The organism is Providencia sp. wls1943, from assembly GCF_009706275.1.
Lineage (GTDB): Bacteria > Pseudomonadota > Gammaproteobacteria > Enterobacterales > Enterobacteriaceae > Providencia > Providencia zhijiangensis.
In genome coordinates this window covers 1-26,747 of record NZ_WLTU01000017.1, presented here as the reverse complement: position 1 = coordinate 26,747, position 26,747 = coordinate 1, and the positions used below count along the sequence as shown (strand labels likewise).

The window sequence follows — 26,747 nt, the reverse complement described above, 5'->3', positions numbered from 1 at the left end:
TTATCTAACATAAATTCAGACAATTTAAGCGAGGCTGCTTTGCGGCCTTTAATAACAAGTTCTTAAGGGTTGATAACGTGATTAACGAAATCCAAAAAGATGCTCAAGACCGTATGGAAAAGAGCCTTGAAGCACTAAAAAGTCAAATCAGCAAAGTTCGTACTGGCCGCGCTTCACCAAGCCTGTTAGACGGCATTTCTGTTGAATATTACGGTTCTGCGACGCCTCTGCGTCAATTAGCTAACGTGACTGTTGAAGATTCACGTACATTAGCAATTTCTGTTTTTGACCGTAGCATGTCACCTGCAATTGAAAAAGCGATCATGGCGTCTGACTTAGGTCTGAATCCATCTTCAGCAGGTACTGTTATTCGCGTTCCACTTCCTCCATTAACGGAAGAGCGTCGTAAAGACTTAATTAAAGTGGTTCGTGGTGATGCAGAGCAAGGTCGTATCGCGATTCGTAACGTTCGCCGTGACGCTAACGATAAAGTTAAAGCTTTACTGAAAGACAAAGAAATCAGTGAAGATGACGAGCGCCGTTCACAGGATGACATCCAAAAGCTGACTGATAACTTCATCAAAAAAGTGGATGAAGCATTAGCTCAGAAAGAAGCGGAGCTGATGGAGTTTTAATCCATCTTGATAATAAAGCCATCTGAACACATTTTTTAAAAGTGTGCTTTAGTATGGCTTTATTATTTATCATTTCTATTAAACAATCCTTTCTCATCGCTAAGCTGATATAATCTCAGTATTGAATTAATACAGAGCATCTGATCACTATGAAACGTCTTACTATCCTGGGTTCTACAGGTTCAATCGGTACAAGTACACTTTCTGTTGTTCGTCAAAATCCTGATCAATTCCAAATTCTTGCATTAGTCGCAGGTAAAAATGTGACTGAGATGGCAAGTCAATGCCTTGAATTTAATCCTAAGTATGTCTCAATGGCTGACGAAAGCGCAGCGAAAGCGTTACGCACTATTCTGACGGAAAATAACTGCAAAACAGAGGTTTTATCCGGTACAGAATCTGCAATTGAACTTGCTGGATTGGATGAAGCGGATCAAGTGATGTCAGCAATTACTGGCGTGGCGGGGCTACTCCCAACGTTGTCTGCAATCCGCAAAGGGAAAAGAATATTATTAGCGAATAAAGAGTCTCTGATTACCAGCGGCCGTTTATTCTTTAATGCGATTCGAGAGCACCAAGCGACAGTTTTTCCGATTGATAGCGAGCATAACGCGATTTTTCAAAGCCTACCTGAAGAGATTCAATTGAATTTAGGCTTTGCCGACCTGACGGCTTCTGGGATTTCCAGCATCGTATTAACTGGGTCTGGTGGGCCATTTAGAGATACGCCGTTATCTTATTTTGACCAGGTGACACCTGATGAGGCATGTAATCATCCTAATTGGTCAATGGGGCGTAAAATCTCAGTAGACTCCGCGACTATGATGAATAAAGGTCTGGAATATATTGAAGCCTGCTATTTCTTTAATGCTAACGAAAAACAGATGGAAGTGATTATTCACCCTCAATCTGTAATCCATTCTATGGTTCGTTACCGTGATGGAAGTGTTATCGCCCAGTTAGGAACGCCGGATATGCGCACGCCTATTTCGTACAGCATGGCTTATCCTCAGCGCATTATGTCGGGCGCTAAGCCATTGGATTTCACTACGTTATCTTCACTGACTTTTGTGGAGCCTGATTACCAACGTTATCCTTGTCTGAAACTGGCTATTGATGCATGTCACCAAGGGCAAGCGGCGACTACTGTATTAAATGGCGCGAATGAAATTACTGTCGGTGCTTTCTTAGAAGAGAAAATTCGCTTTACAGATATTGCAAAAATCAATCACAAGATTATGGATAAATTAGATTTTTCGGAACCCACGTCCATTGACGAGGTCTTAGAAATCGATGCTTGTGCTCGTCGTGAAGCAGCTCAGCTAATTGCTCAAGAATTTTAATCTTGATATGTGATTTATTTAGTTGCTGATAACTATAATATATCTTTAATATGTGGCGTGTTGAGAATAGAAAGCTTATCAACAATAAGCATATTAAGGATGTGTCTTATCAGCAATTATAATCATAAGAGTTATGATTGAGTCAGATTTCCCAAGTAGTACAGACAAGGATTAACATTTAATGAACTCTAGTGGTGAAAATCTCTCTGATTCTATGATGCCTAAGCATGTTGCCATCATTATGGATGGTAATGGGCGATGGGCAAAACAGAGAGGAAAATTCAGAATTACTGGTCATCGAGCAGGTGTTGAATCTGTACGTAGTTCTGTGCGTTTTGCAGTAAAGAATAATATTCGTTCCCTGACACTTTACGCATTCAGCAGTGAAAATTGGAAAAGACCAGAAAAAGAAGTCAGTTCGTTGATGGATCTGTTTGTTTTTGCATTAGATAATGAAGTCAAAAACCTGCATAAAAATAACGTAAAACTGAAAATTATTGGTGATGTTAGTCGCTTTAGTGAAACCTTAAGAAAAAGAATTGATAAAGCGGAAGCATTAACCGCAGGTAACACAGGTTTACAACTGAATATTGCCGCTAACTACGGTGGACGCTGGGATATTGTTAATAGCGTTAAACAAGTTTATGAAAAAGTGAGTCGTGGGGAGTTATCTATTGATGACGTAACTGAAAGTACGATTAGCGACCATGTTTGTATGCATGACCAAGAGTGTGTCGATTTGGTGATCCGTACAGGTGGAGAACATCGCATTAGTAATTTCTTGTTATGGCAGGTTGCTTATGCGGAATTTTATTTCACCAACGTTTTATGGCCAGATTTTGATGAAATGGTGTTTCAGGATGCAGTCGATGCTTTTAGTAAGCGAGAACGGCGCTATGGTGGAGCAGAATCAGATGACGAACTCGTCAAATAAAAGGGGATGGATGTGCTGAAGTATCGTTTACTCACTGCGGTGATTTTAATTCCAATTGTTATAGCTGCACTTTTTTTACTGTCCCCAGCAAATTTCGGTTTAGTGGTGATCGCAGTCTGCGCGTTGGGTGCATGGGAATGGGCGCAATTTGCAGGATGGCATTCACAAACTAAACGTATCGGTTTAGCGGTTGTATTTGCGGCGGCATTACTCGCAATTCAATTTTCTTTACCAGACATGATCGCACTTTCAAGTTCTCCGTTTATTTTATATAGCCTCTGGGCAGGTTTAATCTGGTGGGTTGCCGCCATTTTATTAGTTGTGACATACCCAACTTCTGCCTCATGGGGCAAATCGGTCATCATTCGCTTACTGTTCGGCGTATTAACTATTGTGCCTTTCTATAGTGGCATGATGGTATTAAGAACCATTGGTTACCAAGCTGATACTTCTGTAGGGGCATGGTGGTTACTCTACGTTATGTTATTGGTGTGGGGGGCTGACTCTGGTGCTTATGCATTTGGACGTACAATTGGTCGCAATAAAATGGCACCAAAAGTTTCTCCAGGGAAAACATGGGAAGGGTTAATCGGTGGTTTAATTACCGCTGGAATTATCTCATGGTTATTTAGCTTATATGCACCAATCCCTGCAATGCCAGATTATTTACTAGTGACTTCAATTATTGTTGTTGTAGTATCTGTGTTCGGTGACTTAACAGAGAGTATGTTTAAGCGCCAATCCGGTATTAAAGACAGCAGTCATTTAATTCCAGGTCACGGTGGGATACTCGATAGAATTGATAGTCTAACTGCGGCAATCCCTGTATTTGCAGGGCTGAATTTGTTAGTTTTTAACGGTTTTGGTCTTTAGGAAGATTAATGGGATTTATTTGGAGCTTAGCGGCGTTTATTATTGCGATTGGCGTGCTGATTACAGTGCACGAATTTGGGCATTATTGGGTCGCGCGCCGTTGCGGTGTTTATGTTGAAAAATTCTCTATAGGGTTTGGTAAGACGCTATGGCGTAAAGTCGATAAACATGGGACAGAGTTTGTTTTAGCGTTGATCCCACTTGGTGGCTACGTCAAAATGCTCGATGAGCGTGTTGGTGAAGTAAGCCCTGAACGCCGTCATTTAGCTTTCAATAATAAGACCGTTGGACAACGTGCCGCCATTATCAGCGCAGGGCCTCTTGCGAACTTTTTGCTCGCTATTGTTGTCTACTGGATTGTCTTTATGATTGGGATTCCGTCTGTTCGCCCAGTCATTGATAACATTAAGCCAAATTCCATTGCTGCTGAGGCAAATTTTGAGCCTAAAATGGAACTAAAATCGATAGACGGTATCGAAACACCTGATTGGAATTCAGTTCGTTTAGCGCTAGTGAGTAAAATTGGTGATAGGGAATTTACTGCACAAGTTTTACCTCAAGGATATAATGAGCCAGTTTCTAAAACAGTGGATTTAAGCGCATGGCAATTTGACCCTGAAAAGCAGGATCCTATTTTATCTATAGGGATTATGCCAGTGTCTGCGAAGGTTGACCCAGTCATCCATAAGGTGACGGAAGGCTTAGCGGGCGAGCGTGCCGGTTTAAAGCCAGGAGATAGAATTATCAGTGTCAACGGAGAGCTGCTGGATACTTGGAATCCAGTGACGAGAATAATCCGAAATAATCCGGGGACACCATTAAAATTAGCCGTACAACGTGATTCGACATTGATTGATTTAACCTTGGTTCCTGATGTTCAGGAAGGTAAAAAAGGTGAGCGTTTTGGCGTTGCAGGTGTCGAACTAACTGTATTACCGCTAGCTGATGAATATAAAATAGTGCAGCAATACAACCCTGTATCTGCACTGTTTCAAGCTAGCGACAAGACTTGGCAGTTAATGAAACTGACAGTCAATATGATGGGTAAACTGGTTGTTGGGGATGTCAAACTCAATAACTTGAGCGGGCCGGTATCTATCGCAAAAGGTGCGGGGGTTTCGGCGGAGTCAGGCTTGGTATATTATCTGATGTTTATTGCGCTGATTAGCGTGAACTTAGGTATCATCAATCTATTTCCATTGCCTGTGTTAGATGGGGGGCACTTACTCTTCTTATTAATTGAAAAAATTAAAGGGAGTCCAGTGTCTGAGCGAGTACAAGACTTTAGTTTTCGAATTGGTGCAATGGCATTGATTCTGTTAATGGGACTTGCACTTTTTAATGATTTCTCTCGCTTCTAATTTTGTAAGCTTGGGACCAGTAAGGAATACGCATAACAACGATGGCGATGAAAAAGTTGCTCATAGCGTCGCTGCTTTTAGGTAGCGCCACTGCATACGGTTCAGACGGATTCGTAGTTAAAGACATTCGTTTCGAAGGTCTACAACGCGTCGCCGTTGGTGCAGCATTATTGAACATGCCTGTCAGGGTCGGGGATTCAATCGATAACGAAGATATTAGTCGTTCGATTCGCTCACTATTCTCTACAGGTAACTTCGAAGATGTTAGGGTCCTGCGTGATGGAAATACGCTGATCGTTCAAGTTAAAGAACGACCAACCATCGCGAGTATCACTTTTACAGGTAACAAATCTGTAAAAGATGACATGCTAAAGCAGAACTTGGAAGCATCCAATGTCCGTGTGGGTGAAGCATTAGACCGCACTAAAATTGCGAATATTGAAAAAGGTTTAGAGGACTTTTACTACAGTGTTGGTAAATACAACGCGACAGTAAAAGCGGTGGTCACGCCATTACCACGTAACCGCGTGGATTTGAAATTTGTGTTCTCTGAAGGCGTGTCTGCAAAAATTCAGCAAATCAACATTGTGGGTAATAAAAACTACTCAACAGCGGAATTGGTGAATAAGCTCCAATTACGTGACGATGTGCCATGGTGGAACTTGGCGGCTGACCAAAAATATCAAAAACAAAAATTGGCGGGTGACTTAGAAACCCTGCGCAGTTTCTACCTTGATCGTGGTTATGCACGTTTCAATATCGACTCGACGCAAGTGAGTCTGACACCAGACAAAAAAGATATCTACATTACGATTAATGTCACTGAAGGAGATCAATATAAGATTTCTGGTGTGGATGTTAATGGTAATACGGCAGAGCATTTAGCGGATATCCAAGAGCTGATCACCATCACACCAGGTGAGTTATACAATGGTGCGCAAGTGACTCAGATGGAAAACCAAATTAAAGACCTGTTTGGTCGTTATGGTTATGCCTATCCGCGCGTAATGACTCAGCCAGAAATTAATGATGCTGATAAGACTGTTAAACTGCATGTTAACGTTGATGCAGGTAACCGTTTCTATGTTCGTCAAATTCGTTTCCAAGGTAACGATACCAGTAAAGATTCTGTTTTACGCCGTGAAATGCGTCAAATGGAAGGTGCTTGGTTAGGTAACGATTTAGTTGAATTAGGTAAAGAGCGTCTGAACCGTACTGGTTTCTTCGAAACGGTTGATGTTGAAACTCAGCGTATTCCGGGTAGCCCAGACCAAGTTGATGTTATCTATAAAGTTAAAGAACGTAATACCGGTTCAATGAACTTTGGTGTTGGTTTTGGTACTGAAAGTGGCGTGAGCTTCCAAGTCGGTGTCACTCAGGATAACTGGTTGGGTACAGGTAATGCGGTTGGAATTAACGCCAGCCGAAATGACTACTCAACAAACGTCGAGTTTTCAATGACAGACCCTTACTTCACGGTTAACGGTGTAAGTTTGGGTGGACGTATCTTCTATAACGACTTTAGTGCGAAAGATGCGGACTTATCTGGCTATAACAACAAAACGTATGGTTTAGATAGTACATTAAGCTTCCCATTCAATGAAAATAACTCCTTCCGTATTGGTGCGGGTTATGTTCATAACGACCTGTCTGACATGCGTGCGCAAGCCGCGATGTGGGATTATCTACAATCTATGGGTGAAAACCCACCAGTGACTAAAGACGGTCGTAACAAGGAAAGCTTTAGAGCAGATGACTTTACACTGAATTTAGGTTGGACGTACAACTCCTTAAACCGTGGTTTCTTCCCAACATCGGGTAACAAAACCAGTGTTTCAGGTAAAGTGACAATTCCAGGTTCGGATAACGAATACTACAAACTGCGTTTTGATACTGCCCAATATCTCCCACTGAATGATGATGAAACGTGGGTTGTGTTAGGTCGTGCGCAGGCGGGTTATGGTGATGGTATCGGCAGCAAGCAAATGCCATTCTATGAGAACTTCTATGCAGGGGGCTCTAGCACCATCCGTGGTTTCCGTTCGAATAACATTGGTCCTAAAGCTGTTTATTTGAAGAATGTGAACGGGAAAGATGGTCCAGAGCCAGGTAGCCCATCTAGCGATGCGGTTGGTGGTAATGCGATGTATGCAGGTTCATTTGAGCTGATTACACCAACGCCATTTATCGACGAAAAATATGCGAATACGATCCGTACATCTCTGTTTGTAGATGCAGGAACCGTATGGGATACCAATTGGAACAGTATTAACCCAGCATGGCGTGCAGGCATGCCTGACTACGGTACAGCAACTAACGTCCGTGTTTCTACGGGTATTGCTTTACAGTGGATTTCGCCACTTGGGCCTCTGGTCTTCTCCTATGCGCAACCTATCAAGGATTACGAAGGCGACAAATCAGAACAGTTCCAATTTAATATTGGTAGAACTTGGTAATAATTCAGTCTCTATCGAAATCAGCCCTCATAAGATAATGAGGGCTACCAAAATTTCCAGCCATAAGAATGGGTTAAGGAGTTTAGTGTGAAAAAATTGTTGTGTGCAGCGGGTGTGAGTATTGCTTTAGCAATGTCTGCGGGTGCGTATGCTGAAAAAATCGCTATTGTTAATGTTGGCGAAGTTTTCCAAAACATGCCTGCTCGTGAAGCCGTTGCTAAACAGCTTGAGAGTGAATTCAAAAGCCGTGCTACTGAACTGCAGAATCTGGAAAAAGACCTGCAATCACGCGTAGAAAAACTGCGTCGTGACGGTGCGACTATGAGCACTAGCGATCGTGAAAAGCAGGAAAAAGAATTAATCACTAAACGTGACCAGTTCGCTGAGAAAGCTCAAAAATTTGAAGAAGACAACCGTCGTCGTCAAGCTGAAGAGCGTAATAAGATCCTGAGCCGTATCCAAGATTCTATTAAATCTGTTGCAGCGAAAGAAGGCTATGACGTTGTTATCGATGCAAACGCGGTTGCGTATGCAAAAGATGGTATCGATATCACCAGTCAGGTTCAAAAACAGGTTAAATAATAGATGTCTTCAATTCGATTAGCTGACCTCGCTCAGCAGTTGAATGCACAGTTACACGGTGATGGCGATATCGTCATCACCGGTATTGCACCGATGTATTCAGCGAACAATCAGCAGATTACTTTTTTATCTGATAGCCGTTACAGCGATAAGTTGGCAGATTGCCAAGCTGCTGCTGTGGTATTAACTGAAAAAGATCTGAGTGCTTGTAAGGTTGCTGCACTGGTTGTAGATAATCCTTATCTTGCTTATGCGCATATGGCGCAAATTATGGATACCACTCCAGCCCCTGCTGAGAATATCCATACATCAGCGGTTATCGCTGATGATGCCCAGCTTGGCCAGAATGTTGCAATTGGCGCGAATGCTGTTATCGAAAGTGGCGTTGTGCTAGGCGATAACGTTGTGATTGGTGCAGGTTGTTTTATTGGTAAAAATACCCGCATTGGTGCAGGCACCCGTTTATGGGCGAATGTCAGTGTTTACCATCATGTTGAGATTGGTGAAAGTTGCTTGATCCAGTCAGGTACAGTGATCGGTTCTGATGGCTTTGGTTATGCCAATGATCGTGGTAATTGGATCAAGATCCCGCAATTAGGTACCGTGATCATCGGGTCTCGTGTTGAGATCGGCGCGTGTACAACAATTGACCGTGGCGCATTAGATAACACAGTCATTGGTAATGGCGTTATCATCGATAACCAATGCCAAATTGCGCACAATGTAACAATAGGTGATAATACCGCAGTTGCGGGTGGCGTCATCATGGCTGGTAGTTTAAAAATCGGTCGCTATTGTATGATTGGCGGAGCCAGTGTTATCAATGGTCATATGGAAATCTGTGACAAGGTTACCGTAACAGGTATGGGAATGGTCATGCGACCAATTACTGAGCCAGGAGTTTACTCTTCCGGTATTCCTTTACAGCCGAATAAAACATGGCGTAAAACCGCGGCTTTAGTCTTAAACATCAATGAGATGAATAAGCGTCTAAAGACACTTGAACGTGAATTAGATAGCCAAAATCAAAAAAATCAGTAATTATTTGGTAATTCAAGCTAAAATAGTTTCTTGAGTTACGTTTTTTCCGGCCTGCCTGTTAACTCACCCTTGAGTTAAAGCGGGCCGATTCATTAATTAGATAGTATTAATAGACAGGAAGAGTATTTCGATGAGTGATAATCATACTCTGAATATAGAAGAAATCTTAGAACTACTTCCGCACCGTTACCCATTCCTTTTGGTTGACCGTGTATTGGATTTTGAAGAAGGTAAATCTTTGCGCGCGGTAAAGAACGTCTCTTTTAACGAGCCATTCTTTCAGGGACATTTCCCTAGCAAACCAATTTTCCCAGGTGTTTTAATTTTAGAAGCAATGGCTCAGGCTACGGGTATCCTTGCGTTTAAAAGCGTAGGCAAACTTGAACCTGGCGAATTGTATTATTTTGCAGCGATTGATAATGCACGCTTTAAACGTCCCGTTCTGCCAGGAGACCAAATGATCCTGGAAGTTGAATTTATCAAAGAACGTCGCGGTGTTGCACGTTTTAAAGGTGTTGCAAAAGTTGATGGAGAAGTGGCCTGCGAAGCAGAAATGATGTGCGCCCGTCGTCGTGAGGTCTGATATGATTGACAAAACTGCCTATGTTCATCCCTCATCTATTGTAGAAGATGGAGCTGTTATTGGTGCCAATGTTCGCATTGGTCCTTTTTGCTATATCGGCGCTAATGTTGAAATTGGTGAAGGTACTGAGCTGAAATCTCACGTTGTTGTCAACGGACACACGAAAATTGGCCGCGACAACGTTATTTTTCAATTTGCTTCGATTGGTGAAATTAACCAAGACCTGAAATACCAAGGTGAGCCAACTCGCGTTGAGATTGGCGACCGTAACCGCATCCGTGAAAGTGTGACTATCCACCGTGGAACCACACAAGGCGGCGACCTAACTAAAATTGGTAATGATAATTTACTGATGGTTAACGTCCATATTGCGCATGACTGCATCATTGGTAACCGCTGTATTATCGCGAATAACGGAACGTTAGGTGGTCACGTCACTCTTGGTGATTTCGCTATTATTGGTGGCATGACTGCGGTGCATCAATTCTGTCAGATTGGTGCGCACGTAATGGTCGGTGGATGCTCTGGTGTTGCGCAAGATGTACCTCCATACGTTATTGCACAGGGCAACCATGCAACTCCATTTGGTTTAAACCTTGAAGGTTTAAAACGCCGTGGTTTTGAAAAAGAATCTCTGCATGCTATTCGTAACGCTTACAAAACGTTATATCGTTCAGGGAAATCTTTAGAAGAAGCACGTGAAGAAATTGCTGAAATGGCAAAAACTGACGAACACGTCAAAGTATTTAGTGATTTCTTAGAAGACTCAGCACAATCTAAGCGCGGAATTATTCGTTAATTTTTGCAGCTGTAGATGAACACAAGAAAAGGCCTTTAATAAGGAGCGAATTTTGGTGAATAGCAACCGCCCACTTACTATTGGCCTTGTTGCCGGAGAAACCTCTGGTGATATCTTAGGTGCAGGGCTTATCCGTGCCTTAAAACAACAAGTTCCCAATGCCCGTTTTGTCGGTGTTGCTGGCCCACTCATGCAAGCAGAAGGTTGTGAAGCTTGGTATGAAATGGAAGAGCTCGCCGTCATGGGGATTGTTGAAGTCCTTGGGCGTTTACCGCGTTTATTATCCATCCGTAAAGATTTAACTCAGCGTTTTACTGAGTTACAACCTGATGTGTTTGTCGGTATTGATGCGCCTGATTTTAATATCACCCTTGAAGGTCGTTTAAAATCAAAAGGTATCAAAACTATCCATTATGTCAGCCCATCGGTATGGGCATGGCGCCAAAAACGCGTGTTCAAAATCGGTCGCTCCACCAATTTAGTCTTAGCATTTCTCCCGTTTGAGAAAGCATTTTATGACCGTTTTGATGTTCCTTGCCGTTTTATCGGGCACACAATGGCGGATTCTATTCCTTTAAATCCGGATAAACAGGCCGCGCGTGAACGTTTGAATATCCCTGCGACTGCAAAATGTTTAGCATTGTTACCGGGGAGTCGCCATTCTGAAGTGGAAATGCTCAGTGCTGATTTCTTAAAAACCGCTACACTATTAAGTAGCCACTTTGTCGATCTACATATTGTTGTGCCTCTGGTAAATCAGAAACGACGCCAACAATTCGATGAGATAAAACAACAGGTTGCTCCAGAGTTGAATGTCCATATTCTGGATGGTCAGGCTCGCGACGCAATGACTGCGTCAGATGCGACATTACTCGCTTCAGGCACCGCTGCCTTAGAATGTATGCTAACCAAATGCCCAATGGTAGTGGGCTATCGTATGAAGCCCTTTACATTCTGGCTCGCGAAACGCTTAGTCAAAACGCCTTATGTTTCTTTGCCAAATTTATTGGCAGGGAAAGAAATCGTGAAAGAACTACTCCAAGAAGAGTGCCAGCCACAGCAGCTTGCCGACCAGTTACTTCCATTGTTGGAAGGCGGAGAGCAAGTCGATGCGCTGAAGGAAACCTTCTTACAATTGCATCAACTGATTCGTTGTGATGCAGATCAACAAGCCGCTGATGCTGTATTAGATTTGGTTAGAAAATAATGGAATTTATATACCCAAAAGCCAACTTAATTGCTGGCGTTGATGAAGTGGGGCGTGGGCCGCTTGTCGGTGCCGTCGTGACCGCTGCTGTGATTTTAGACCCCAACAATCCGATTGAAGGGCTTGCGGACTCAAAAAAACTTAGCGAAAAAAAGCGTGAAAAGCTGTTCGATGAGATCAAAGAAAAAGCGCTGTGTTGGTGTATTGGCCGCGCAGAACCAGAAGAAATCGATCAATTGAATATATTGCATGCCACAATGTTAGCTATGCAAAGAGCGGTAGAAGGTCTTTCCATTCAACCAGAGTTTGTTTTAGTCGATGGTAACCGTTGCCCTAAACTGACCATGCCATCACAGGCCGTTGTTAAAGGTGATAGTTTAGTCCAAGAGATCAGCGCTGCATCCATTCTGGCGAAAGTGGTCAGAGACAGAGAAATGGTCGAGCTTGATAAAGCTTTCCCTGAATATGGTTTTGCGAAACACAAAGGCTATCCCACAGCGTATCATTTAGAAAAATTAGCTGAGTTTGGCGCTACTGAGTTTCACCGTAAAAGCTTCGCGCCTGTAAGACGTGCGTTAGACATTAAATAGTCGGCATAAGAAAAATAGGTATAAGGTTAATGGCTTCTCCTCGTTTTATTCATCTACGTGTTCACAGTGACTACTCCATGATTGATGGACTGGCAAAAACCGGTCCATTAGTGAAAAAAGTCGCCGCCATGGGCATGCCTGCATTTGCCATCACGGATTTTACTAACCTTTGTGGGTTAGTGAAGTTTTATGGTGCGGCTCATGGTGCGGGTATCAAGCCAATCATTGGGGCTGATTTTTATATGGAAAGTGAGCAACTGGGTGATGAGGTTGCTCACTTAACCGTTCTAGCTCGCAATAACGAAGGCTATCAAAACCTCACTTTACTCATCTCCGAAGCATACCAAAAAGGCTATGGTGCCATTGGTCCAACGATTCACCGGGATTGGCTTGTCAAACATAAAGAAGGTTTAATCCTATTATCAGGCGGGCGAAAAGGAGATGTGGGGCAATTTTTACTGCGCGGTAATCAAGCGTTAGTGGATGAAAGCCTTGAGTTTTATCAAACCCATTTTCCAGATGCTTACTATCTTGAACTTATCCGGACAGGGCGGCCGGATGAAGAAAGCTACCTCCATGCAGCAGTTGAGCTAGCCACCCAACGTGGTCTGCCTGTAGTGGCAACCAACGATGTCTGCTTCATTGAAAGCAGCGACTTTGACGCCCATGAAATTCGTGTCGCTATTCATGATGGATTCACGTTAGCCGATCCGAAGCGCCCCAAAAATTATAGTCCTCAGCAATACTTACGTACTGAAGAAGAGATGTGCGAGCTGTTTGCCGACATCCCTGAAGCATTAGAAAATAGTGTAGAGATTGCTAAGCGCTGTAACGTCACTATTCGTCTTGGTGAATATTTCCTACCGAAATTCCCAACAGGGGATATGGAAACGGAAGACTTTCTGGTCATGCGTTCAAAAGAAGGTCTGGAGGAGCGCCTCAAATTCCTATTCCCAGATGAGAAAGTCCGAGCAGAAAGACGTCCTGAATATGATGAACGTTTAGAAATCGAACTCAACGTTATCAACCAAATGGGATTCCCAGGCTACTTCTTGATAGTGATGGAGTTTATCCAGTGGTCGAAAGATAACGGCGTTCCTGTTGGTCCGGGACGAGGTTCAGGTGCGGGTTCTTTAGTGGCCTATGCTCTAAAAATCACTGACCTAGACCCACTTGAACTTGACCTACTGTTTGAGCGTTTCTTGAACCCAGAGCGGGTATCAATGCCAGACTTCGACGTTGACTTCTGCATGGAAAAACGTGACCAAGTTATTGATCACGTTGCTCAAATGTATGGTCGGGACGCGGTATCCCAGATTATTACCTTTGGTACGATGGCAGCAAAAGCCGTTATTCGTGACGTGGGACGTGTACTGGGCCACCCTTACGGTTTCGTTGATAGAATTTCTAAACTTGTTCCCCCTGATCCGGGAATGACCCTTGAAAAAGCCTTTGAAGCAGAACCGCAGCTGCCTGAAATTTATGAAGCAGATGAAGAGGTTAAAGCGCTAATCGATATGGCGCGTAAGCTTGAAGGGGTAACGCGTAACGCCGGTAAGCACGCCGGTGGGGTAGTTATTGCACCAACTAAAATTACGGATTTTGCGCCGCTCTATTGCGATGCTGAAGGTAATAACCCCGTTACACAATTCGATAAGAACGATGTCGAATATGCTGGCTTGGTAAAATTCGATTTCTTAGGTCTGCGTACGCTAACCATTATTAACTGGGCATTGGAGATGATCAATGCCCGTCGAGCCAAGAAAAATTTAGAACCGATTGATATTGCAGCTATTCCTTTACAGGATAAGAAAAGCTTCGATATGTTGCAGCGCTCGGAAACCACGGCGGTATTCCAATTAGAATCCCGAGGAATGAAGGATCTGATTAAACGCCTGCAACCGGACTGTTTTGAAGATATGATCGCTCTGGTGGCGTTATTCCGCCCAGGCCCGCTGCAATCGGGGATGGTAGATAACTTTATTGACCGTAAACATGGTCGTGAAGAGATCTCATATCCTGATGTAAATTGGCAGCATGAATCATTAAAACCTGTTCTAGAGCCAACTTATGGTATTATCTTATACCAAGAACAGGTTATGCAGATTGCTCAGGTTTTAGCAGGCTATACCCTCGGTGGCGCGGATATGTTGCGTCGTGCGATGGGTAAAAAGAAACCTGAAGAGATGGCAAAACAGCGCTCTGTTTTTGAAGAAGGTTCCATCAAAAACGGGGTAGATGGCGAATTGTCGATGAAAATCTTTGACTTGGTGGAGAAATTCGCCGGTTATGGATTTAACAAATCACACTCCGCGGCCTATGCGCTGGTCTCGTACCAAACATTATGGCTAAAAGCCCACTATCCGGCTGAATTTATGGCTGCAGTAATGACTGCGGATATGGATAACACGGAAAAAGTGGTGGGGCTGGTTGATGAATGTTGGCGTATGGGCTTGAAAGTATTGCCACCAGATATCAATAGTGGGTTATATCACTTCCATGTGAATGATGAAGGTGAGATAGTTTACGGCATCGGCGCAATTAAAGGCGTTGGTGAAGGGCCAATCGAAGCGATTATTGAAGCTCGCCAACAAGGTGGGATCTTTAAAGAAATTTTCGATCTTTGTGCTCGTGTGGATATTAAAAAGATCAACCGCCGCGTGATGGAAAAGCTGATCATGGCTGGGGCATTCGATCATTTAGGTCCTCACCGAGCAGCCTTGATGTCATCCCTTGAAGACGCATTAAAAGCAGCAGATCAGCATGCGAAAGCAGAAGCTATCGGGCAAGGGGATATGTTTGGGGTGCTTGCTGAAGCGCCTGAGCAGGTTGAAAGTTCTTACGCGAGTGTGCCGAAGTGGCCTGAGCAAGTCGTGCTAGAAGGTGAGCGCGAAACGTTGGGTCTCTATTTGACAGGTCATCCAATAACGCGATACTTAAGTGAGATAGAGCGTTATACAAATGGTTTGAGATTGAAAGATGTGAACCCAACCCCTCGTGGTCAAGTGACAACTGTGGTAGGTTTAGTGCTCTCTGCAAAAGTGATCACCACGAAGCGTGGGAATAGAATTGGGATTTGTACGCTTGATGATCGTTCCGGTCGCCTGGATATTATGTTATTTTCAGATGCGCTGGATAAATACCAACATATGTTGGAAAAAGACAATATTTTGATTGCCACCGGTCAGGTCAGCTTTGATGATTTCAATGGTGGTAATAAAATGACAGTGCGCGAATTGATGGATATCGGAGAAGCAAGGGAGAAATATGCGCGCGGCCTTGCAATATCGCTGTCCGATAAACAAATTAACGATCAATTACTGAATCGGCTTCGCAATGCTCTTGAACCTCACCGCTCAGGCACGATACCGGTTCATTTGTATTATCAGAAGGATGATGCCAGAGCTAAGCTCAAGTTTGGCGTTGTTTGGCGTGTGACACCCGTGGATCCCCTTCTGAACGACCTTCGAACTCTGCTGGGTAGTGAGCAGGTAGAATTAGAATTTGACTAAAATAGGAATATTATGAGTCTGGACTTTCTTGATTTTGAACAGCCGATTGCTGAATTAGAGGCGAAAATCGATTCCCTAACTGCAGTTAGCCGTCAAGATAACAACTTAGAAGTCAACCTAGATGAAGAGGTTGCTCGTTTACGTGAAAAAAGTGTTGAACTGACACGTAAGATTTTCTCTGATCTGGGGGCTTGGCAAATTGCTAAACTCGCTCGTCACCCACGTCGTCCATACACTTTGGACTACATTTCCCGTATTTTTACAGATTACCAAGAGTTAGCGGGTGATCGTGCATATGCCGATGACAAAGCGATTATTGGTGGTCTGGCTCGTTTAGATGGCCGCCCAGTGATGGTTATTGGCCATCAAAAGGGTCGTGAAACGAAAGAGAAAATTCGCCGTAACTTTGGTATGCCAGCACCAGAAGGCTACCGTAAGGCACTGCGTCTGATGGAAATGGCTGAGCGTTTTAACCTACCAATTATTACGTTTATCGATACACCGGGTGCATATCCGGGTGTTGGTGCAGAAGAGCGCGGTCAATCCGAAGCGATTGCGCGTAACTTACGTGAAATGTCTCGCTTATCCGTTCCAGTGATCTGTACCGTGATCGGCGAAGGCGGTTCAGGTGGTGCGTTAGCGATTGGTGTGGGTGATAAAGTGAATATGCTGCAATACAGCACTTATTCCGTTATCTCACCAGAAGGCTGTGCATCTATTCTGTGGAAAAGCGCCGATAAAGCACCATTAGCGGCTGATGCGATGGGTATTACGGCGCCTCGCTTAAAAGAGCTGAAGCTGATTGATAGCGTGATCCCTGAACCTCTGGGCGGCGCTCATCGTAACTACGATGAAATTGCAGAATCTCTGAAAGCACAAATCACGCAAGACTTGAATGAGTTAGAAACTCTGGATGAAGAAGCACTGAAAAATCGTCGTTATCAACGTCTGATGGGATATGGTTACTGCTAATTAGCTAACCTATTAAGTGCAATCCATTCTATTTTGAAACGGGAGTCGGTTTAGCCAGCTCCCGTTTTTTATTATCTTTAATATAATATTGAATTAAGATGTGGGTGGAATAAAGGGAAGATAATGGCGAAATCCTCACAGCATATTCTCGCAACAGTTCGAGAAAAAATCGGAAGCTACCGAAAAATTCTGGTTGGATTCAGTGGTGGTATCGACTCCACGGTATTACTTCATGCTCTTTATCAGATAAAAATCAGTGAATTACCGTCATTAGAAATCCGCGCCATTCATATTCATCATGGTTTAAATATTCAAGCGGATAAGTGGGAAACTCACTGTGCTTCATTATGTCAACAATGGAATATCCCGTTTATTTGCCAGCGTGTAACCGTAGATAGCTCTCAGATTGGTGTTGAAGCGGCAGCAAGAACTGAACGTTATCAAGCATATCGTGATGAGCTACTCGACAATGAGATTTTGGTGACGGCTCAGCATCTTGATGATCAAGCTGAAACATTCATGCTGGCGCTTAAGCGAGGCAGTGGACCCGCAGGACTTTCCGCGATGCCGGAGTCACTTCCTTTTCAAGCGAAAAATGGAAAAACGATTCTATTACGACCTTTATTAGTCATTTCTCGCCATGAATTAGAAAACTATCGAGCGGAATATCAACTTCCTTGGGTTGAAGATGATAGTAATCAAGACGACCGATATGATCGTAACTTCCTGCGCTTGCATATTATGCCAAGATTATCTGAACGCTGGCCACATTTTGCGACTGCAGTTTCCCGAAGTGCCTCATTATGCGCAGAACAAGAGGCGCTGCTGGACGAGCTACTGCAAGATTCACTGGATGACATCATTGATTATCGAGGTGGATTATATATCGATGGGCTTATCCATTGTTCAGTTGCCAAGCGTAATGCCTTGATCCGCCGCTGGATAGGCTTTCACCAGTTACCTATGCCGCCATTTAATCAATTGGAACGGATTTGGCAGGAAGTGGCACTTGCTCGGCAGGATGCAGAACCTATCTGTCGTTTGGGTAACGTGGAAATTCGCCGTTATCAAGGGGCTCTGTGGGTGGTTAAGCGCATTAATAGCCTGATGGGAAAACAATATCAGTGGAATTATCCTGAGGATTATTTATTACCTGAATCACTGGGAATGCTGGTTGTGATGGATGGCGACGGGCAGATACGCCCACCACAAGAAACAGAAAAAGTGACAGTTCGCTTTGGATTACAAGGTTCGCTAAATATTGTCGGTCGCCACCATTCACGTAGCAGCAAGAAAATTTGGCAAGAGCTGGGTGTTGCACCGTGGATGAGGGAAAGAACCCCACTAATTTACTATAATGAAACGCTTATTTGTGCGGTAGGCTGCTTTATTACACCGGATGGATTTGTGGGTGAGGAGAATATTGGCATGGCTATTGATTGGAAAAATTCCGAACATTGGACAAATACCGATGAGTTTTCCTGCGAATAACGCGAATAAACTATCTATAAATTAGAAACCCCTTATGACTGTGACTATCATAAGGGGCATAGAAGAAACTCAGAAAAAGCGAGTATTAGTGGGAGTGGTCGACAACGATAGTGCCGATTTCAGGATGACTGAAGGATGAGATAATATCCAGTCGTAGCTCCTTAGTGCCTTCCTGTGTGATCAGGACGAGGTACTCAATTTTTTTTCGTAGGAGCAAATCACTGGCTTGCCCTTCAATATTCTCGCCGTCATTAAGCTTAATTTGCAGCTTTAATTGACGCTGGCATGCGATTTCTAGATATTCGTAATCATCACAATTGATTGGTTGATATTCATTATCTGTAGACATATTCCCTCACCACTGTGTTAGTGGCGGTTATTGCCGCCTTGAACATGTTTGTTTTATCTAAAAACACTAGCATTTATCGACTAAGCATTTACCGATGAAATAAAAAGCTAAATCAAAAAGTGCTTCGCTCGATAATAGCATAGTAATTTAATAACTATAATCAGTGACGTGGGAAAAGGAAAATTCTTATTCACTAAACTGATATCTTTAGCTGGTTATTTATCCGATTGTAAATTTTTGCATACCTTATTTTTTTATTTCTTGAAATGCTATGATGTATTAATAAGCGTAACAGTAATAATTGAATGATCTGAAAGGAATTATAATGAAGAAAGTACTTTTATTGGCTCTTATTTCGGCGGGTGCCGTGGCATTATCCGGTTGTCAAAGCAGCGTGAACGAAGCGAACTTCGCTCCTGTAGACCATGTTTATAGTGGTGTACTTCCTTGTGCAGATTGTTCAGGTATTGAAGCCACATTATTAGTCAATCCAGATGGCAGCTATGTTGAGCAACTGCTTTATTTAGAAACCCGTGAAGGGAATCAAATGTTCCATGAAACAGGAAACTGGTCTAGCACGGAAAATGTATTAACATTAACTAACTCGAAAGCAGAGCGAACATACTTCGCACAATCTCCTGATAACCAATCAATCACACTGCTAGATTTAGAAGGCAAAGCGATTGAGAGTTCAATGAACCATACCTTAAAACAGGTCACTCCAAGTAAAAAACGTGGTGAATATCGTTATATGGCCGATGCCGCTATATTTACTGAATGTGGTTCTGGACGTAAATATGCAACGTCAGGCATTGAACTAGAGAAAGCTTATAGTGATACTGATGTGGATGGAGGCACGCCAGTTTATTTAGAGGTGGATGGTTTCTACTCTATTCGCCCATCCATGGAAGATGGTCAATTTGATTCTGCATTTATTCCTACTGGGAATATTCAGTTCGATAAAACTCGCTCTTGCAAATAACCTGAATTCGTTTTGGTTATATTGTAAAAAGGCTTAGTGACAATAAAAAAGCTCAGAGACAGTAAAACTGAACTCTGAGCTTTTTGTATTTAGGCTAACGTAACGGTTATTTAGCTAGTTTTTCTTTCAGGAAGCTAACCACGTTATCTAAACCAACCAGTTGTTTGTCATCACTGCGGCGTGATTTATATTCAACTTGGTTAGTATCTAAATTACGGTCACCAATGACGATAGTGTATGGAACTCCAATCAGTTCCATATCGGCAAACATCACACCTGGGCGTTCTTTACGGTCATCGAAAATAACATCGATACCTTGTGCTTTCAGGTCTGCATACAGTTTTTCAGCAACTTCTTTAACGCGATAAGACTTATGCATGTTCATTGGCAGGATAGCAACGTGGAATGGTGCGATAGCATCTGGCCATACAATACCGCGTTCATCGTGGCTCTGCTCAATCGCTGCTGCAACAATACGAGTTACACCAATACCATAGCAACCCATTGTCACGATTTGGTTATGACCTTCTTCGTTCTGCACAGAGGCTTTCATTGCTTCAGAATATTTGGTGCCTAACTGGAAGATATGACCTACTTCGATACCGCGTTTGATTAACAGGGTACCTTTACCATCTGGGCTTGGGTCACCCGCTACCACATTACGCAGGTCGTAAACTTCTGGCAGTGGGAGGTCACGTTCCCAGTTGATGCCAAAGTAGTGTTTACCATCAACATTTGCACCTGCACCAAAGTCACTCATCACTGCAACGCTGCGGTCAATGACGATTGGCATTGGCATATTCACTGGACCTAAAGAGCCTGGACCAGCATTCACGACTTTACGGATTTCTTCTTCAGAAGCAAATTGCAATGGGCTTGCCACTAACGGGTGTTTCTCTGCTTTGATTTCGTTCAGTTCATGGTCACCACGAATTAACAGGGCAACTAAAGTATGACCAGAGTCTTTCACTGCATGAACAATCAGAGTTTTAACTGTTTTCTCGATTGGCAGATTGAACTGTTCAACTAATTCAGCAATCGTTTTTGCATTTGGTGTATCCACTAAATGCATTTCTTGGCTTGGTGCTGCACGTTGAACATTTGGTGCAACCGCTTCAGCAAATTCGATATTAGCTGCAAAATCAGATTCAGTAGAGAAGACAACATCATCTTCACCGCTTTGTGCTAAAACTTGGAATTCGTGAGACGCGTTACCACCGATAGAACCGGTGTCTGCTTGTACTGCACGGAAATCAAAGCCAATGCGGGTGAAGATTTTGCTATAAGCTTGGTACATTGCATCGTAAGTTTCTTGCAATGACTCTTGGTTTGTGTGGAACGAGTATGCATCTTTCATGATAAATTCACGAGAACGCATTACACCGAAACGAGGACGAACTTCATCACGGAATTTGGTTTGAATTTGGAATAAATTCAATGGTAATTGTTTGTATGAAGTGATCTCATTACGCACTAAGTCAGTGATAACTTCTTCGTGGGTTGGACCTAAAACAAATGGGCGCTCGCCACGATCTACAAAGCGCAGTAACTCAGGGCCATATTGTTCCCAACGTCCACTTTCTTGCCATAAGTCAGCAGGTTGAACGACGGGTAAAGATACCTCGATAGCGCCTGCATTTTCCATTTCTTCACGAACGATGTTTTCTACTTTACGCAGGACACGCACGCCAGTGGGTAACCAGTCATACAGACCAGAAGCAAGTTTACGGATCATCCCTGCACGCAGCATCAGCTTATGGCTGATAACTTCTGCATCCGCAGGGGTCTCTTTTAGAGTTGAGAGCAGATATTTGCTAGTACGCATTGTATAGGTTCCATTAGAACAACAAATTATGGTAGGGCTTATGCCTACCCAATAATTTAAAGCTGCTAAGCAGCGGAATAAACAGCTAGTCTACCAGTGACGATGCTTTGTCAAAAGAGGTTAACGCGATTTTTCATTACGTTCGATGGCAAATACTTCAGTGATATTATTAGTCACTCGCCAGCGCACATTGAAATCTAATAAATGAACCGCATAATCACGGGCTTCATTGGATTGTTTCTTATAGGCAGGACGTGGGTCTTGCTTTAATACTTGCTCAATAAAAGACGCTAATCCGGGATAGCGAGATTGGTATTTATCACATTCAATTTGAGCTTGTGAGCTAAATATAACCTGCATATCTTCTGATGGCGCTTCTTGAGCATAACCGGCTTTGGCTGTTGTAATAGCTTCAGCAAAAGGCAGATACGGTTTGATATCGACCACTGGTGTGCCATCAACTAAATCTAAGCTACCGAGTTCAAGAGTGACTTGGTTGTTTTCGATAGTCACGTCTTTTAATTCAACTAACGACATCCCTATAGGGTTTGGTCGAAAGGTTGAACGAGTGGCAAATACACCCATTTTATCATTGCCGCCTAAGCGGGGAGGGCGTACGAGAGGTTTCCAGCCACCTTCCATCGTTTGGTGAAAAACAAACAACACCCAAATATGACTAAATTGAGTTAATCCTCTAACGGCATTAGGGTCATTGTATGGCGGATGTAAATGCAAACGCCCAAAGCCGTTTTGAACCAGCCCGGGCTGGCGAGGAATGGCAAACTTTTCTTTATAAGGGGATTCGATATGCCCAATAACATTAAATTGAAAAGATTGCATAAGTTGATTATTCAACAATTTTAAGTGCACTACCTTCACATACCGTTGCTTGGTAACAACCCGGCGCTGATTTGGTTTGGCACTGATGTAATAACACGGCATCCGCAGCGATATAAGCGGCTTGCGTCAACATGCTGTTTTTAGCTGAATCAAGGTTAATAGGCGGACTCTTTGCATTTTTTCTGCATGACTCACCAGAGACAATACCTAAGTCACGAAATGGCATTCCTAATAACTCTTCAGGGCTGTTCATTAATTTAATGTTTTCTGCACTGACATCTTCTTCAGTTTCTACAGGTAAAGGGTTCGATAATTTCATGCTCGAAAACCCTTTATTCATGCTTGGACTGGTGTATTGATTAATTCCGCACCCAGCTAAAGCAAATGTAGCGAGGGCGAGCAAAAACAATCTCATAGATATTACCTTTTTATTATTTGCGCTAGCGCATTAATTATGTAATCGGTCTAAAGCTAATGTATTTGAAACAAATCGGTTTAAAGCATGTTGGTATAATACAAAAAAACTAGGTGACATAAAGTCACCTAGCATTTTATACACATTTTTTTTAAGAGAAAAGCTTACCAGCCTTTAACTGCTCCACCATCGAAAACTTCGTTGGCCTTTTCTGCCACTTCATTAGATTGATATGCTTGAATAAACTTCTTCACATTCTCGCTATCTTTATTATCTTCACGAGCCACAATAATGTTCACATATGGAGAATCTTTATCTTCAACAAACAGACCATCTTTTGCTGGAGTCAATTTAGGGGTTGCGCTGCTAGCCCAAGTTGTATTGATGATAGCCAGTGCAATTTTTTGATCATCCAGAGCACGCGGTAATTGTGGTGCTTCTAATTCAACAAATTTTAAGCCTTTTGGATTCTCAACAACATCCAACACGGTAGGCATTAAACCTGTGCCATCTTTTAACTTAATTAAACCTTGTTTTTGCAGTAACAGTAATGAACGACCTAAGTTAGTTGGGTCATTTGGCAGCGCAACTTGTGAACCATCAGCCAATTCATCAATAGATTTAATTTGCTTAGAATATCCCGCAATTGGATAAATGAAGGTATTTCCAACAGGCACTAATTTGTAGTTACGGTCTTTAATTTGCTGATCTAAATAAGGTTTATGTTGAAATGCGTTAGCATCAATATCACCTTTGCTTAATGCTTCGTTTGGTAGTACGAAGTCATTGAAAGAAACTAATTCAACATTCAGTCCATATTTTTCTTTAGCAACTTTTTGTGCAACTTCAGCAACTTCAAACTCTTTGCCCATGATCACACCGACTTTGATGCTATTTGGATCTTTTTGTTTTTCACCACAGCCAGCGAGAGCTAATGTTCCTAACAGCGCGCCAACTACTGCAATTGATTTCAACTTAATAGACATAATTTACCCCTTTAGACACTATTTATAGCACCTTAACTACTGTGTAGCGTTTTTTGGCGCTGCTATTGTTTCTGACTATCTAGATTACGGACTATTTATGTGACACTTTTTTCATTAAATATTCACCAGTGAACTGAATGATGAATACTAAGACAATCAATAGAACCAGAACGGTGTTCATAACTAATGGATTATAAGTATAGTAGCCGTATTGCATTGCAATTTGTCCTAATCCACCGGAACCTACTGCACCACCCATTGCGGAATAACCAACTAACATAATTAATGTAATGGTTGCTGCGTTAATTAACCCCGGTAAAGATTCTGGCAGTAATACTTTGCGGATAATCTGTAACGGTGTTGCACCCATAGCGCGTGATGCTTCAATTAAACCATTCGGTACTTCTAATAATGCGTTTTCAACCATGCGAGCAATAAATGGAATTGCACCAACAGTCAATGGAACAATCGCCCCTTCGATACCAATCGCAGAACCTACGATGAATTTGGTAAACGGGCTGATCCAGACTAATAAAATAATAAACGGTATTGAGCGGAATACGTTCACGACAGCAGAAATAACGCTATACAGAACGGTATTTTCCATCACTTGCCCACGACGAGTGACATAAAGTAGGACGCCTGTCGGGATACCTAAAATAAAACCTAAAATTGCAGAAACGAAAGTCATGATAATCGTATCAATCGTTCCTGAAATAAGCAGTGAAATCATTCCCTCAGACATAACCTAAAACCTCAACTTTCACGTGGTGCTCTTTCAAAAATGTAATGGTGGACTCAATGCCATTTTCTAAACCGTGTAATTCAGCCAGCATCACACCGAATTTAACGCCACCGGCATAATCAATCTGAGAGCTTAAAATATTAATATCGATATCAAATTTACGTACGGCCATTGAGATTAATGGCGCATCCACCGATTGCCCTGTGAACTCCAGTTTCAATAACGGGGAGAGATCTTTACCTGATTCTGGCTGCAAACGTTCTTTATAGTCATCTGGAATATCGATAACTAATGTTGACTTAATAAATGCTTGAGCAACAGGCGTTTTAGGATGAGAGAAAACTTCACTCACTTTATCTTGCTCAATAAGTTGACCGCCACTGATCACTGCCACTTGGTCACAAATGCGTTTCACGACATCCATTTCATGGGTGATTAATAAGATAGTTAAGCCTAAGCGACGGTTGATATCTTTCAATAATTCTAAAATAGAGCGCGTCGTTGCTGGATCTAATGCGCTTGTTGCTTCATCACACAGTAATACTTTTGGTGAGTTTGCTAAGGCGCGGGCAATAGCCACACGCTGTTTTTGACCACCAGAAAGATTCGCTGGATAAGCATCTTTCTTTTCAGATAAACCGACTAACTCTAATAATTCATTAACGCGCTGTTTAATGGTCTCTTTCGGTGTATTGTCTAATTCTAGTGGCAGAGCCACGTTATCAAACACAGTGCGCGAAGATAATAAATTAAAATGTTGAAAGATCATGCCAATTCCACGGCGTGCTTTTGTCACTTCTTTCTCTGGCAGAGACGTTAAATCTTGTCCATCAACAATGACTTGCCCTGATGTTGGACGCTCCAGCATATTCACGCAACGAATTAAGGTACTTTTACCTGCGCCGGATGCACCAATGACACCATATATTTGACCAGCAGGAACATGCAGGCTGATATCAGTCAGTGCCTGTATATTGCGGTTTCCTTGCTGGAACACTTTATTAATATTTGAGAGCTTTATCATTCTATCTTCTATTCTCTGACGAATTATATTCAAGATACTGTATCTAACATGCATTGGATGTTAAGGTGTCTAGACGTCTAAGTCAACAAGGTTTGATGGATTTATTCTATTCTCATTTCATTTCTTTTCATGAGATACTAAAAACCATTTTAGTTTGAGGAGTAAAGCAGTGAGCAAAGGCATTCCAGCAATCTTTCTAGATAGAGATGGCACAATTAATATCGACCATGGCTATGTACACCAAATCGATGACTTTGAATTTATCGATGGCGCTATTGAAGCCATGATTGAACTCAAAAAAATGGGATATGCATTAGTTGTCGTGACTAATCAATCTGGTATTGGCCGTGGTATCTATACTGAAGACCAGTTTATGACGCTAACTGAGTGGATGGATTGGTCTCTTGCCGACCGTGGTGTTGATTTAGATGGTATCTATTTCTGCCCTCATCACCCGGATGCAACAGTAGAAGAATATAAGCAAGAATGTAATTGCCGCAAACCAAAACCAGGAATGCTCTTAGATGCCCAGCAATTTTTAAACATTGATATGGCTTCTTCTATTATGGTTGGCGACAAGCTTGCAGATATGCAAGCGGGCAAAGCGGCTCTTGTGGGGACAAATGTATTAGTAAAAAGCGGAGAACCTGTTACAGATGACGCTATTGCGAGTGCAGATCTGGTGATTAATAGCCTTGCAGACCTGCCAAAAGCCTTAAAAAGCATCACAAAGTAACCGTTTTGGGTGATAAATCAGCACTTGGAAATTATTTTAAAAAAAACACTTGCGAGATTTTGGGAGCTCCCTATAATGCGCATCCGTTGTCACGACAAACCGGCTCGAAGAAAACCTCGAAGCCCCGTGATAACAGAGGTGAAGAAAGAAAATAGTTGAAAATAATCGCTTGACTTTCTAAATAAAAAACGTAGTATACGACACCTCGCGACAATGACCTAAAGTCGATAATCGAAAGATTAAGTCGCACCGCTCTTTAACAATTTATCAGACAATCTGTGTGGGCACTCACAGGACGCTATCAAAAAAATATTTGATTTTAAGTCTTGAAGAGTGACTAACACGTTAATTCATATATATGAACTAATAGGTAATTTGGTTTCTTCGGAAATCAAACGACAGTAACATTCTTTGAGCATCAAGCTTTTTAATTGAAGAGTTTGATCATGGCTCAGATTGAACGCTG

Annotated in this window: 24 protein-coding genes; 17 read left to right on the top strand and 7 right to left on the bottom strand. The window is 42.5% G+C overall.

The window, feature by feature from the left end; translation table 11 throughout:
- Window positions 1–77: 77 nt before the first annotated feature.
- From frr to tilS, 15 genes are all read left to right on the top strand, one after another.
- Window positions 78–635, top strand: coding sequence for a ribosome recycling factor (frr, locus tag GKR48_RS07635; protein WP_036956356.1), 558 nt, complete (start codon window positions 78–80; stop codon window positions 633–635).
- A 149-nt stretch (window positions 636–784) separates the two neighbouring features.
- Window positions 785–1,978 carry a 1-deoxy-D-xylulose-5-phosphate reductoisomerase gene (gene ispC / locus GKR48_RS07630; protein ID WP_154603344.1) on the top strand — a complete coding sequence of 398 codons (1,194 nt, stop codon included), beginning with the start codon at window positions 785–787 and terminating at the stop codon, window positions 1,976–1,978.
- 181 nt (window positions 1,979–2,159) lie between these two features.
- Window positions 2,160–2,912 carry a polyprenyl diphosphate synthase gene (gene uppS, locus GKR48_RS07625; protein WP_036956360.1) on the top strand — a complete coding sequence of 251 codons (753 nt, stop codon included), beginning with the start codon at window positions 2,160–2,162 and terminating at the stop codon, window positions 2,910–2,912.
- A 6-nt stretch (window positions 2,913–2,918) separates the two neighbouring features.
- Window positions 2,919–3,785: a phosphatidate cytidylyltransferase gene (gene cdsA, locus GKR48_RS07620; protein WP_154627649.1), complete on the top strand. Its 867-nt coding sequence runs from the start codon at window positions 2,919–2,921 to the stop codon at window positions 3,783–3,785.
- Window positions 3,786–3,793: 8 nt separating this feature from the next.
- Window positions 3,794–5,146, top strand: a complete 1,353-nt coding sequence (gene rseP / locus GKR48_RS07615) for a sigma E protease regulator RseP (RefSeq protein ID WP_154627648.1) — start codon at window positions 3,794–3,796, stop codon at window positions 5,144–5,146.
- Between the two features lie 41 nt (window positions 5,147–5,187).
- Entirely contained in the window at window positions 5,188–7,602 is a 2,415-nt protein-coding gene (gene bamA, locus GKR48_RS07610; RefSeq protein ID WP_154627647.1) for an outer membrane protein assembly factor BamA, read from the top strand.
- Window positions 7,603–7,689: 87 nt separating this feature from the next.
- Window positions 7,690–8,184: a molecular chaperone Skp gene (skp, locus tag GKR48_RS07605; RefSeq protein WP_036956365.1), complete on the top strand. Its 495-nt coding sequence runs from the start codon at window positions 7,690–7,692 to the stop codon at window positions 8,182–8,184.
- Window positions 8,185–8,187: 3 nt separating this feature from the next.
- Window positions 8,188–9,225 (top strand): UDP-3-O-(3-hydroxymyristoyl)glucosamine N-acyltransferase, encoded by a 1,038-nt coding sequence (lpxD, locus tag GKR48_RS07600; protein ID WP_154627646.1) that lies wholly within the window; start codon window positions 8,188–8,190, stop codon window positions 9,223–9,225.
- Between the two features lie 130 nt (window positions 9,226–9,355).
- A complete protein-coding gene (gene fabZ / locus GKR48_RS07595; protein ID WP_006658399.1) occupies window positions 9,356–9,808 on the top strand; it encodes a 3-hydroxyacyl-ACP dehydratase FabZ in 453 nt (150 codons plus the stop codon).
- 1 nt (window position 9,809) lies between these two features.
- A complete protein-coding gene (lpxA, locus tag GKR48_RS07590) occupies window positions 9,810–10,607 on the top strand; it encodes an acyl-ACP--UDP-N-acetylglucosamine O-acyltransferase (RefSeq protein WP_108478503.1) in 798 nt (265 codons plus the stop codon).
- A gap of 52 nt (window positions 10,608–10,659) precedes the next feature.
- Complete coding sequence (lpxB, locus tag GKR48_RS07585) at window positions 10,660–11,814, top strand: lipid-A-disaccharide synthase (RefSeq protein ID WP_154627645.1); 1,155 nt, start codon at window positions 10,660–10,662, stop codon at window positions 11,812–11,814.
- Window positions 11,814–12,404, top strand: coding sequence for a ribonuclease HII (rnhB, locus tag GKR48_RS07580; RefSeq protein ID WP_154603340.1), 591 nt, complete (start codon window positions 11,814–11,816; stop codon window positions 12,402–12,404). The genes lpxB and rnhB overlap by 1 nt, the downstream gene beginning before the upstream one ends.
- A gap of 29 nt (window positions 12,405–12,433) precedes the next feature.
- Window positions 12,434–15,916 (top strand): DNA polymerase III subunit alpha, encoded by a 3,483-nt coding sequence (gene dnaE / locus GKR48_RS07575; protein WP_154627644.1) that lies wholly within the window; start codon window positions 12,434–12,436, stop codon window positions 15,914–15,916.
- A gap of 12 nt (window positions 15,917–15,928) precedes the next feature.
- Entirely contained in the window at window positions 15,929–16,888 is a 960-nt protein-coding gene (accA, locus tag GKR48_RS07570) for an acetyl-CoA carboxylase carboxyl transferase subunit alpha (RefSeq protein WP_154627643.1), read from the top strand.
- A gap of 123 nt (window positions 16,889–17,011) precedes the next feature.
- Window positions 17,012–18,379: a tRNA lysidine(34) synthetase TilS gene (gene tilS / locus GKR48_RS07565; RefSeq protein WP_154627642.1), complete on the top strand. Its 1,368-nt coding sequence runs from the start codon at window positions 17,012–17,014 to the stop codon at window positions 18,377–18,379.
- Between the two features lie 85 nt (window positions 18,380–18,464).
- Here tilS and rof read toward each other — a convergent pair whose 3' ends face one another.
- Complete coding sequence (rof, locus tag GKR48_RS07560) at window positions 18,465–18,728, bottom strand: Rho-binding antiterminator (RefSeq protein ID WP_006658392.1); 264 nt, start codon at window positions 18,726–18,728, stop codon at window positions 18,465–18,467.
- Window positions 18,729–19,053: 325 nt separating this feature from the next.
- On the opposite strand from rof, the gene GKR48_RS07555 reads away from it, so the two are divergent.
- Complete coding sequence (locus GKR48_RS07555) at window positions 19,054–19,710, top strand: copper resistance protein NlpE N-terminal domain-containing protein (protein WP_154603336.1); 657 nt, start codon at window positions 19,054–19,056, stop codon at window positions 19,708–19,710.
- A 106-nt stretch (window positions 19,711–19,816) separates the two neighbouring features.
- On the opposite strand, the gene proS is transcribed toward GKR48_RS07555, so the two are convergent.
- The 6 genes from proS to metN all read right to left on the bottom strand — a co-directional run bounded on the left by proS (window position 19,817) and on the right by metN (window position 25,545).
- Window positions 19,817–21,535, bottom strand: a complete 1,719-nt coding sequence (gene proS / locus GKR48_RS07550; RefSeq protein WP_154627641.1) for a proline--tRNA ligase — start codon at window positions 21,533–21,535, stop codon at window positions 19,817–19,819.
- Window positions 21,536–21,655: 120 nt separating this feature from the next.
- Window positions 21,656–22,375 carry a tRNA (N6-threonylcarbamoyladenosine(37)-N6)-methyltransferase TrmO gene (gene tsaA / locus GKR48_RS07545; RefSeq protein WP_154627640.1) on the bottom strand — a complete coding sequence of 240 codons (720 nt, stop codon included), beginning with the start codon at window positions 22,373–22,375 and terminating at the stop codon, window positions 21,656–21,658.
- Between the two features lie 7 nt (window positions 22,376–22,382).
- Window positions 22,383–22,790, bottom strand: coding sequence for an Rcs stress response system protein RcsF (gene rcsF / locus GKR48_RS07540; protein ID WP_154627639.1), 408 nt, complete (start codon window positions 22,788–22,790; stop codon window positions 22,383–22,385).
- A gap of 164 nt (window positions 22,791–22,954) precedes the next feature.
- On the bottom strand, window positions 22,955–23,776 hold the full coding sequence (locus GKR48_RS07535; protein ID WP_036956390.1) for a MetQ/NlpA family lipoprotein: 822 nt from the start codon (window positions 23,774–23,776) through the stop codon (window positions 22,955–22,957).
- A gap of 91 nt (window positions 23,777–23,867) precedes the next feature.
- Window positions 23,868–24,521, bottom strand: coding sequence for a methionine ABC transporter permease MetI (gene metI / locus GKR48_RS07530; protein ID WP_036968878.1), 654 nt, complete (start codon window positions 24,519–24,521; stop codon window positions 23,868–23,870).
- Window positions 24,514–25,545 carry a methionine ABC transporter ATP-binding protein MetN gene (metN, locus tag GKR48_RS07525; protein WP_006662999.1) on the bottom strand — a complete coding sequence of 344 codons (1,032 nt, stop codon included), beginning with the start codon at window positions 25,543–25,545 and terminating at the stop codon, window positions 24,514–24,516. Before metN ends, metI begins: the two co-directional genes overlap by 8 nt.
- Before the next feature lie 169 nt (window positions 25,546–25,714).
- Between metN and gmhB the strand changes: the two genes are divergently transcribed.
- Entirely contained in the window at window positions 25,715–26,281 is a 567-nt protein-coding gene (gmhB, locus tag GKR48_RS07520; protein ID WP_179897019.1) for a D-glycero-beta-D-manno-heptose 1,7-bisphosphate 7-phosphatase, read from the top strand.
- Window positions 26,282–26,747 lie beyond the last annotated feature (466 nt).

What these genes read in the sequence shown, in the direction of transcription:
- ispC (WP_154603344.1), top strand. Translation starts at nt 785, where the DNA reads ATGAAACGTCTTACTATCCTGGGTTCTACAGGTTCAATCGGTACAAGT.
- uppS (WP_036956360.1), top strand. Translation starts at nt 2,160, where the DNA reads ATGAACTCTAGTGGTGAAAATCTCTCTGATTCTATGATGCCTAAGCAT.
- cdsA (WP_154627649.1), top strand. Translation starts at nt 2,919, where the DNA reads ATGGATGTGCTGAAGTATCGTTTACTCACTGCGGTGATTTTAATTCCA.
- rseP (WP_154627648.1), top strand. Translation starts at nt 3,794, where the DNA reads ATGGGATTTATTTGGAGCTTAGCGGCGTTTATTATTGCGATTGGCGTG.
- bamA (WP_154627647.1), top strand. Translation starts at nt 5,188, where the DNA reads ATGGCGATGAAAAAGTTGCTCATAGCGTCGCTGCTTTTAGGTAGCGCC.
- lpxD (WP_154627646.1), top strand. Translation starts at nt 8,188, where the DNA reads ATGTCTTCAATTCGATTAGCTGACCTCGCTCAGCAGTTGAATGCACAG.
- fabZ (WP_006658399.1), top strand. Translation starts at nt 9,356, where the DNA reads ATGAGTGATAATCATACTCTGAATATAGAAGAAATCTTAGAACTACTT.
- lpxA (WP_108478503.1), top strand. Translation starts at nt 9,810, where the DNA reads ATGATTGACAAAACTGCCTATGTTCATCCCTCATCTATTGTAGAAGAT.
- rnhB (WP_154603340.1), top strand. Translation starts at nt 11,814, where the DNA reads ATGGAATTTATATACCCAAAAGCCAACTTAATTGCTGGCGTTGATGAA.
- dnaE (WP_154627644.1), top strand. Translation starts at nt 12,434, where the DNA reads ATGGCTTCTCCTCGTTTTATTCATCTACGTGTTCACAGTGACTACTCC.
- accA (WP_154627643.1), top strand. Translation starts at nt 15,929, where the DNA reads ATGAGTCTGGACTTTCTTGATTTTGAACAGCCGATTGCTGAATTAGAG.
- tilS (WP_154627642.1), top strand. Translation starts at nt 17,012, where the DNA reads ATGGCGAAATCCTCACAGCATATTCTCGCAACAGTTCGAGAAAAAATC.
- rof (WP_006658392.1), bottom strand. Translation starts at nt 18,728, where the DNA reads ATGTCTACAGATAATGAATATCAACCAATCAATTGTGATGATTACGAA.
- GKR48_RS07555 (WP_154603336.1), top strand. Translation starts at nt 19,054, where the DNA reads ATGAAGAAAGTACTTTTATTGGCTCTTATTTCGGCGGGTGCCGTGGCA.
- proS (WP_154627641.1), bottom strand. Translation starts at nt 21,535, where the DNA reads ATGCGTACTAGCAAATATCTGCTCTCAACTCTAAAAGAGACCCCTGCG.
- tsaA (WP_154627640.1), bottom strand. Translation starts at nt 22,375, where the DNA reads ATGCAATCTTTTCAATTTAATGTTATTGGGCATATCGAATCCCCTTAT.
- rcsF (WP_154627639.1), bottom strand. Translation starts at nt 22,790, where the DNA reads ATGAGATTGTTTTTGCTCGCCCTCGCTACATTTGCTTTAGCTGGGTGC.
- GKR48_RS07535 (WP_036956390.1), bottom strand. Translation starts at nt 23,776, where the DNA reads ATGTCTATTAAGTTGAAATCAATTGCAGTAGTTGGCGCGCTGTTAGGA.
- metI (WP_036968878.1), bottom strand. Translation starts at nt 24,521, where the DNA reads ATGTCTGAGGGAATGATTTCACTGCTTATTTCAGGAACGATTGATACG.
- metN (WP_006662999.1), bottom strand. Translation starts at nt 25,545, where the DNA reads ATGATAAAGCTCTCAAATATTAATAAAGTGTTCCAGCAAGGAAACCGC.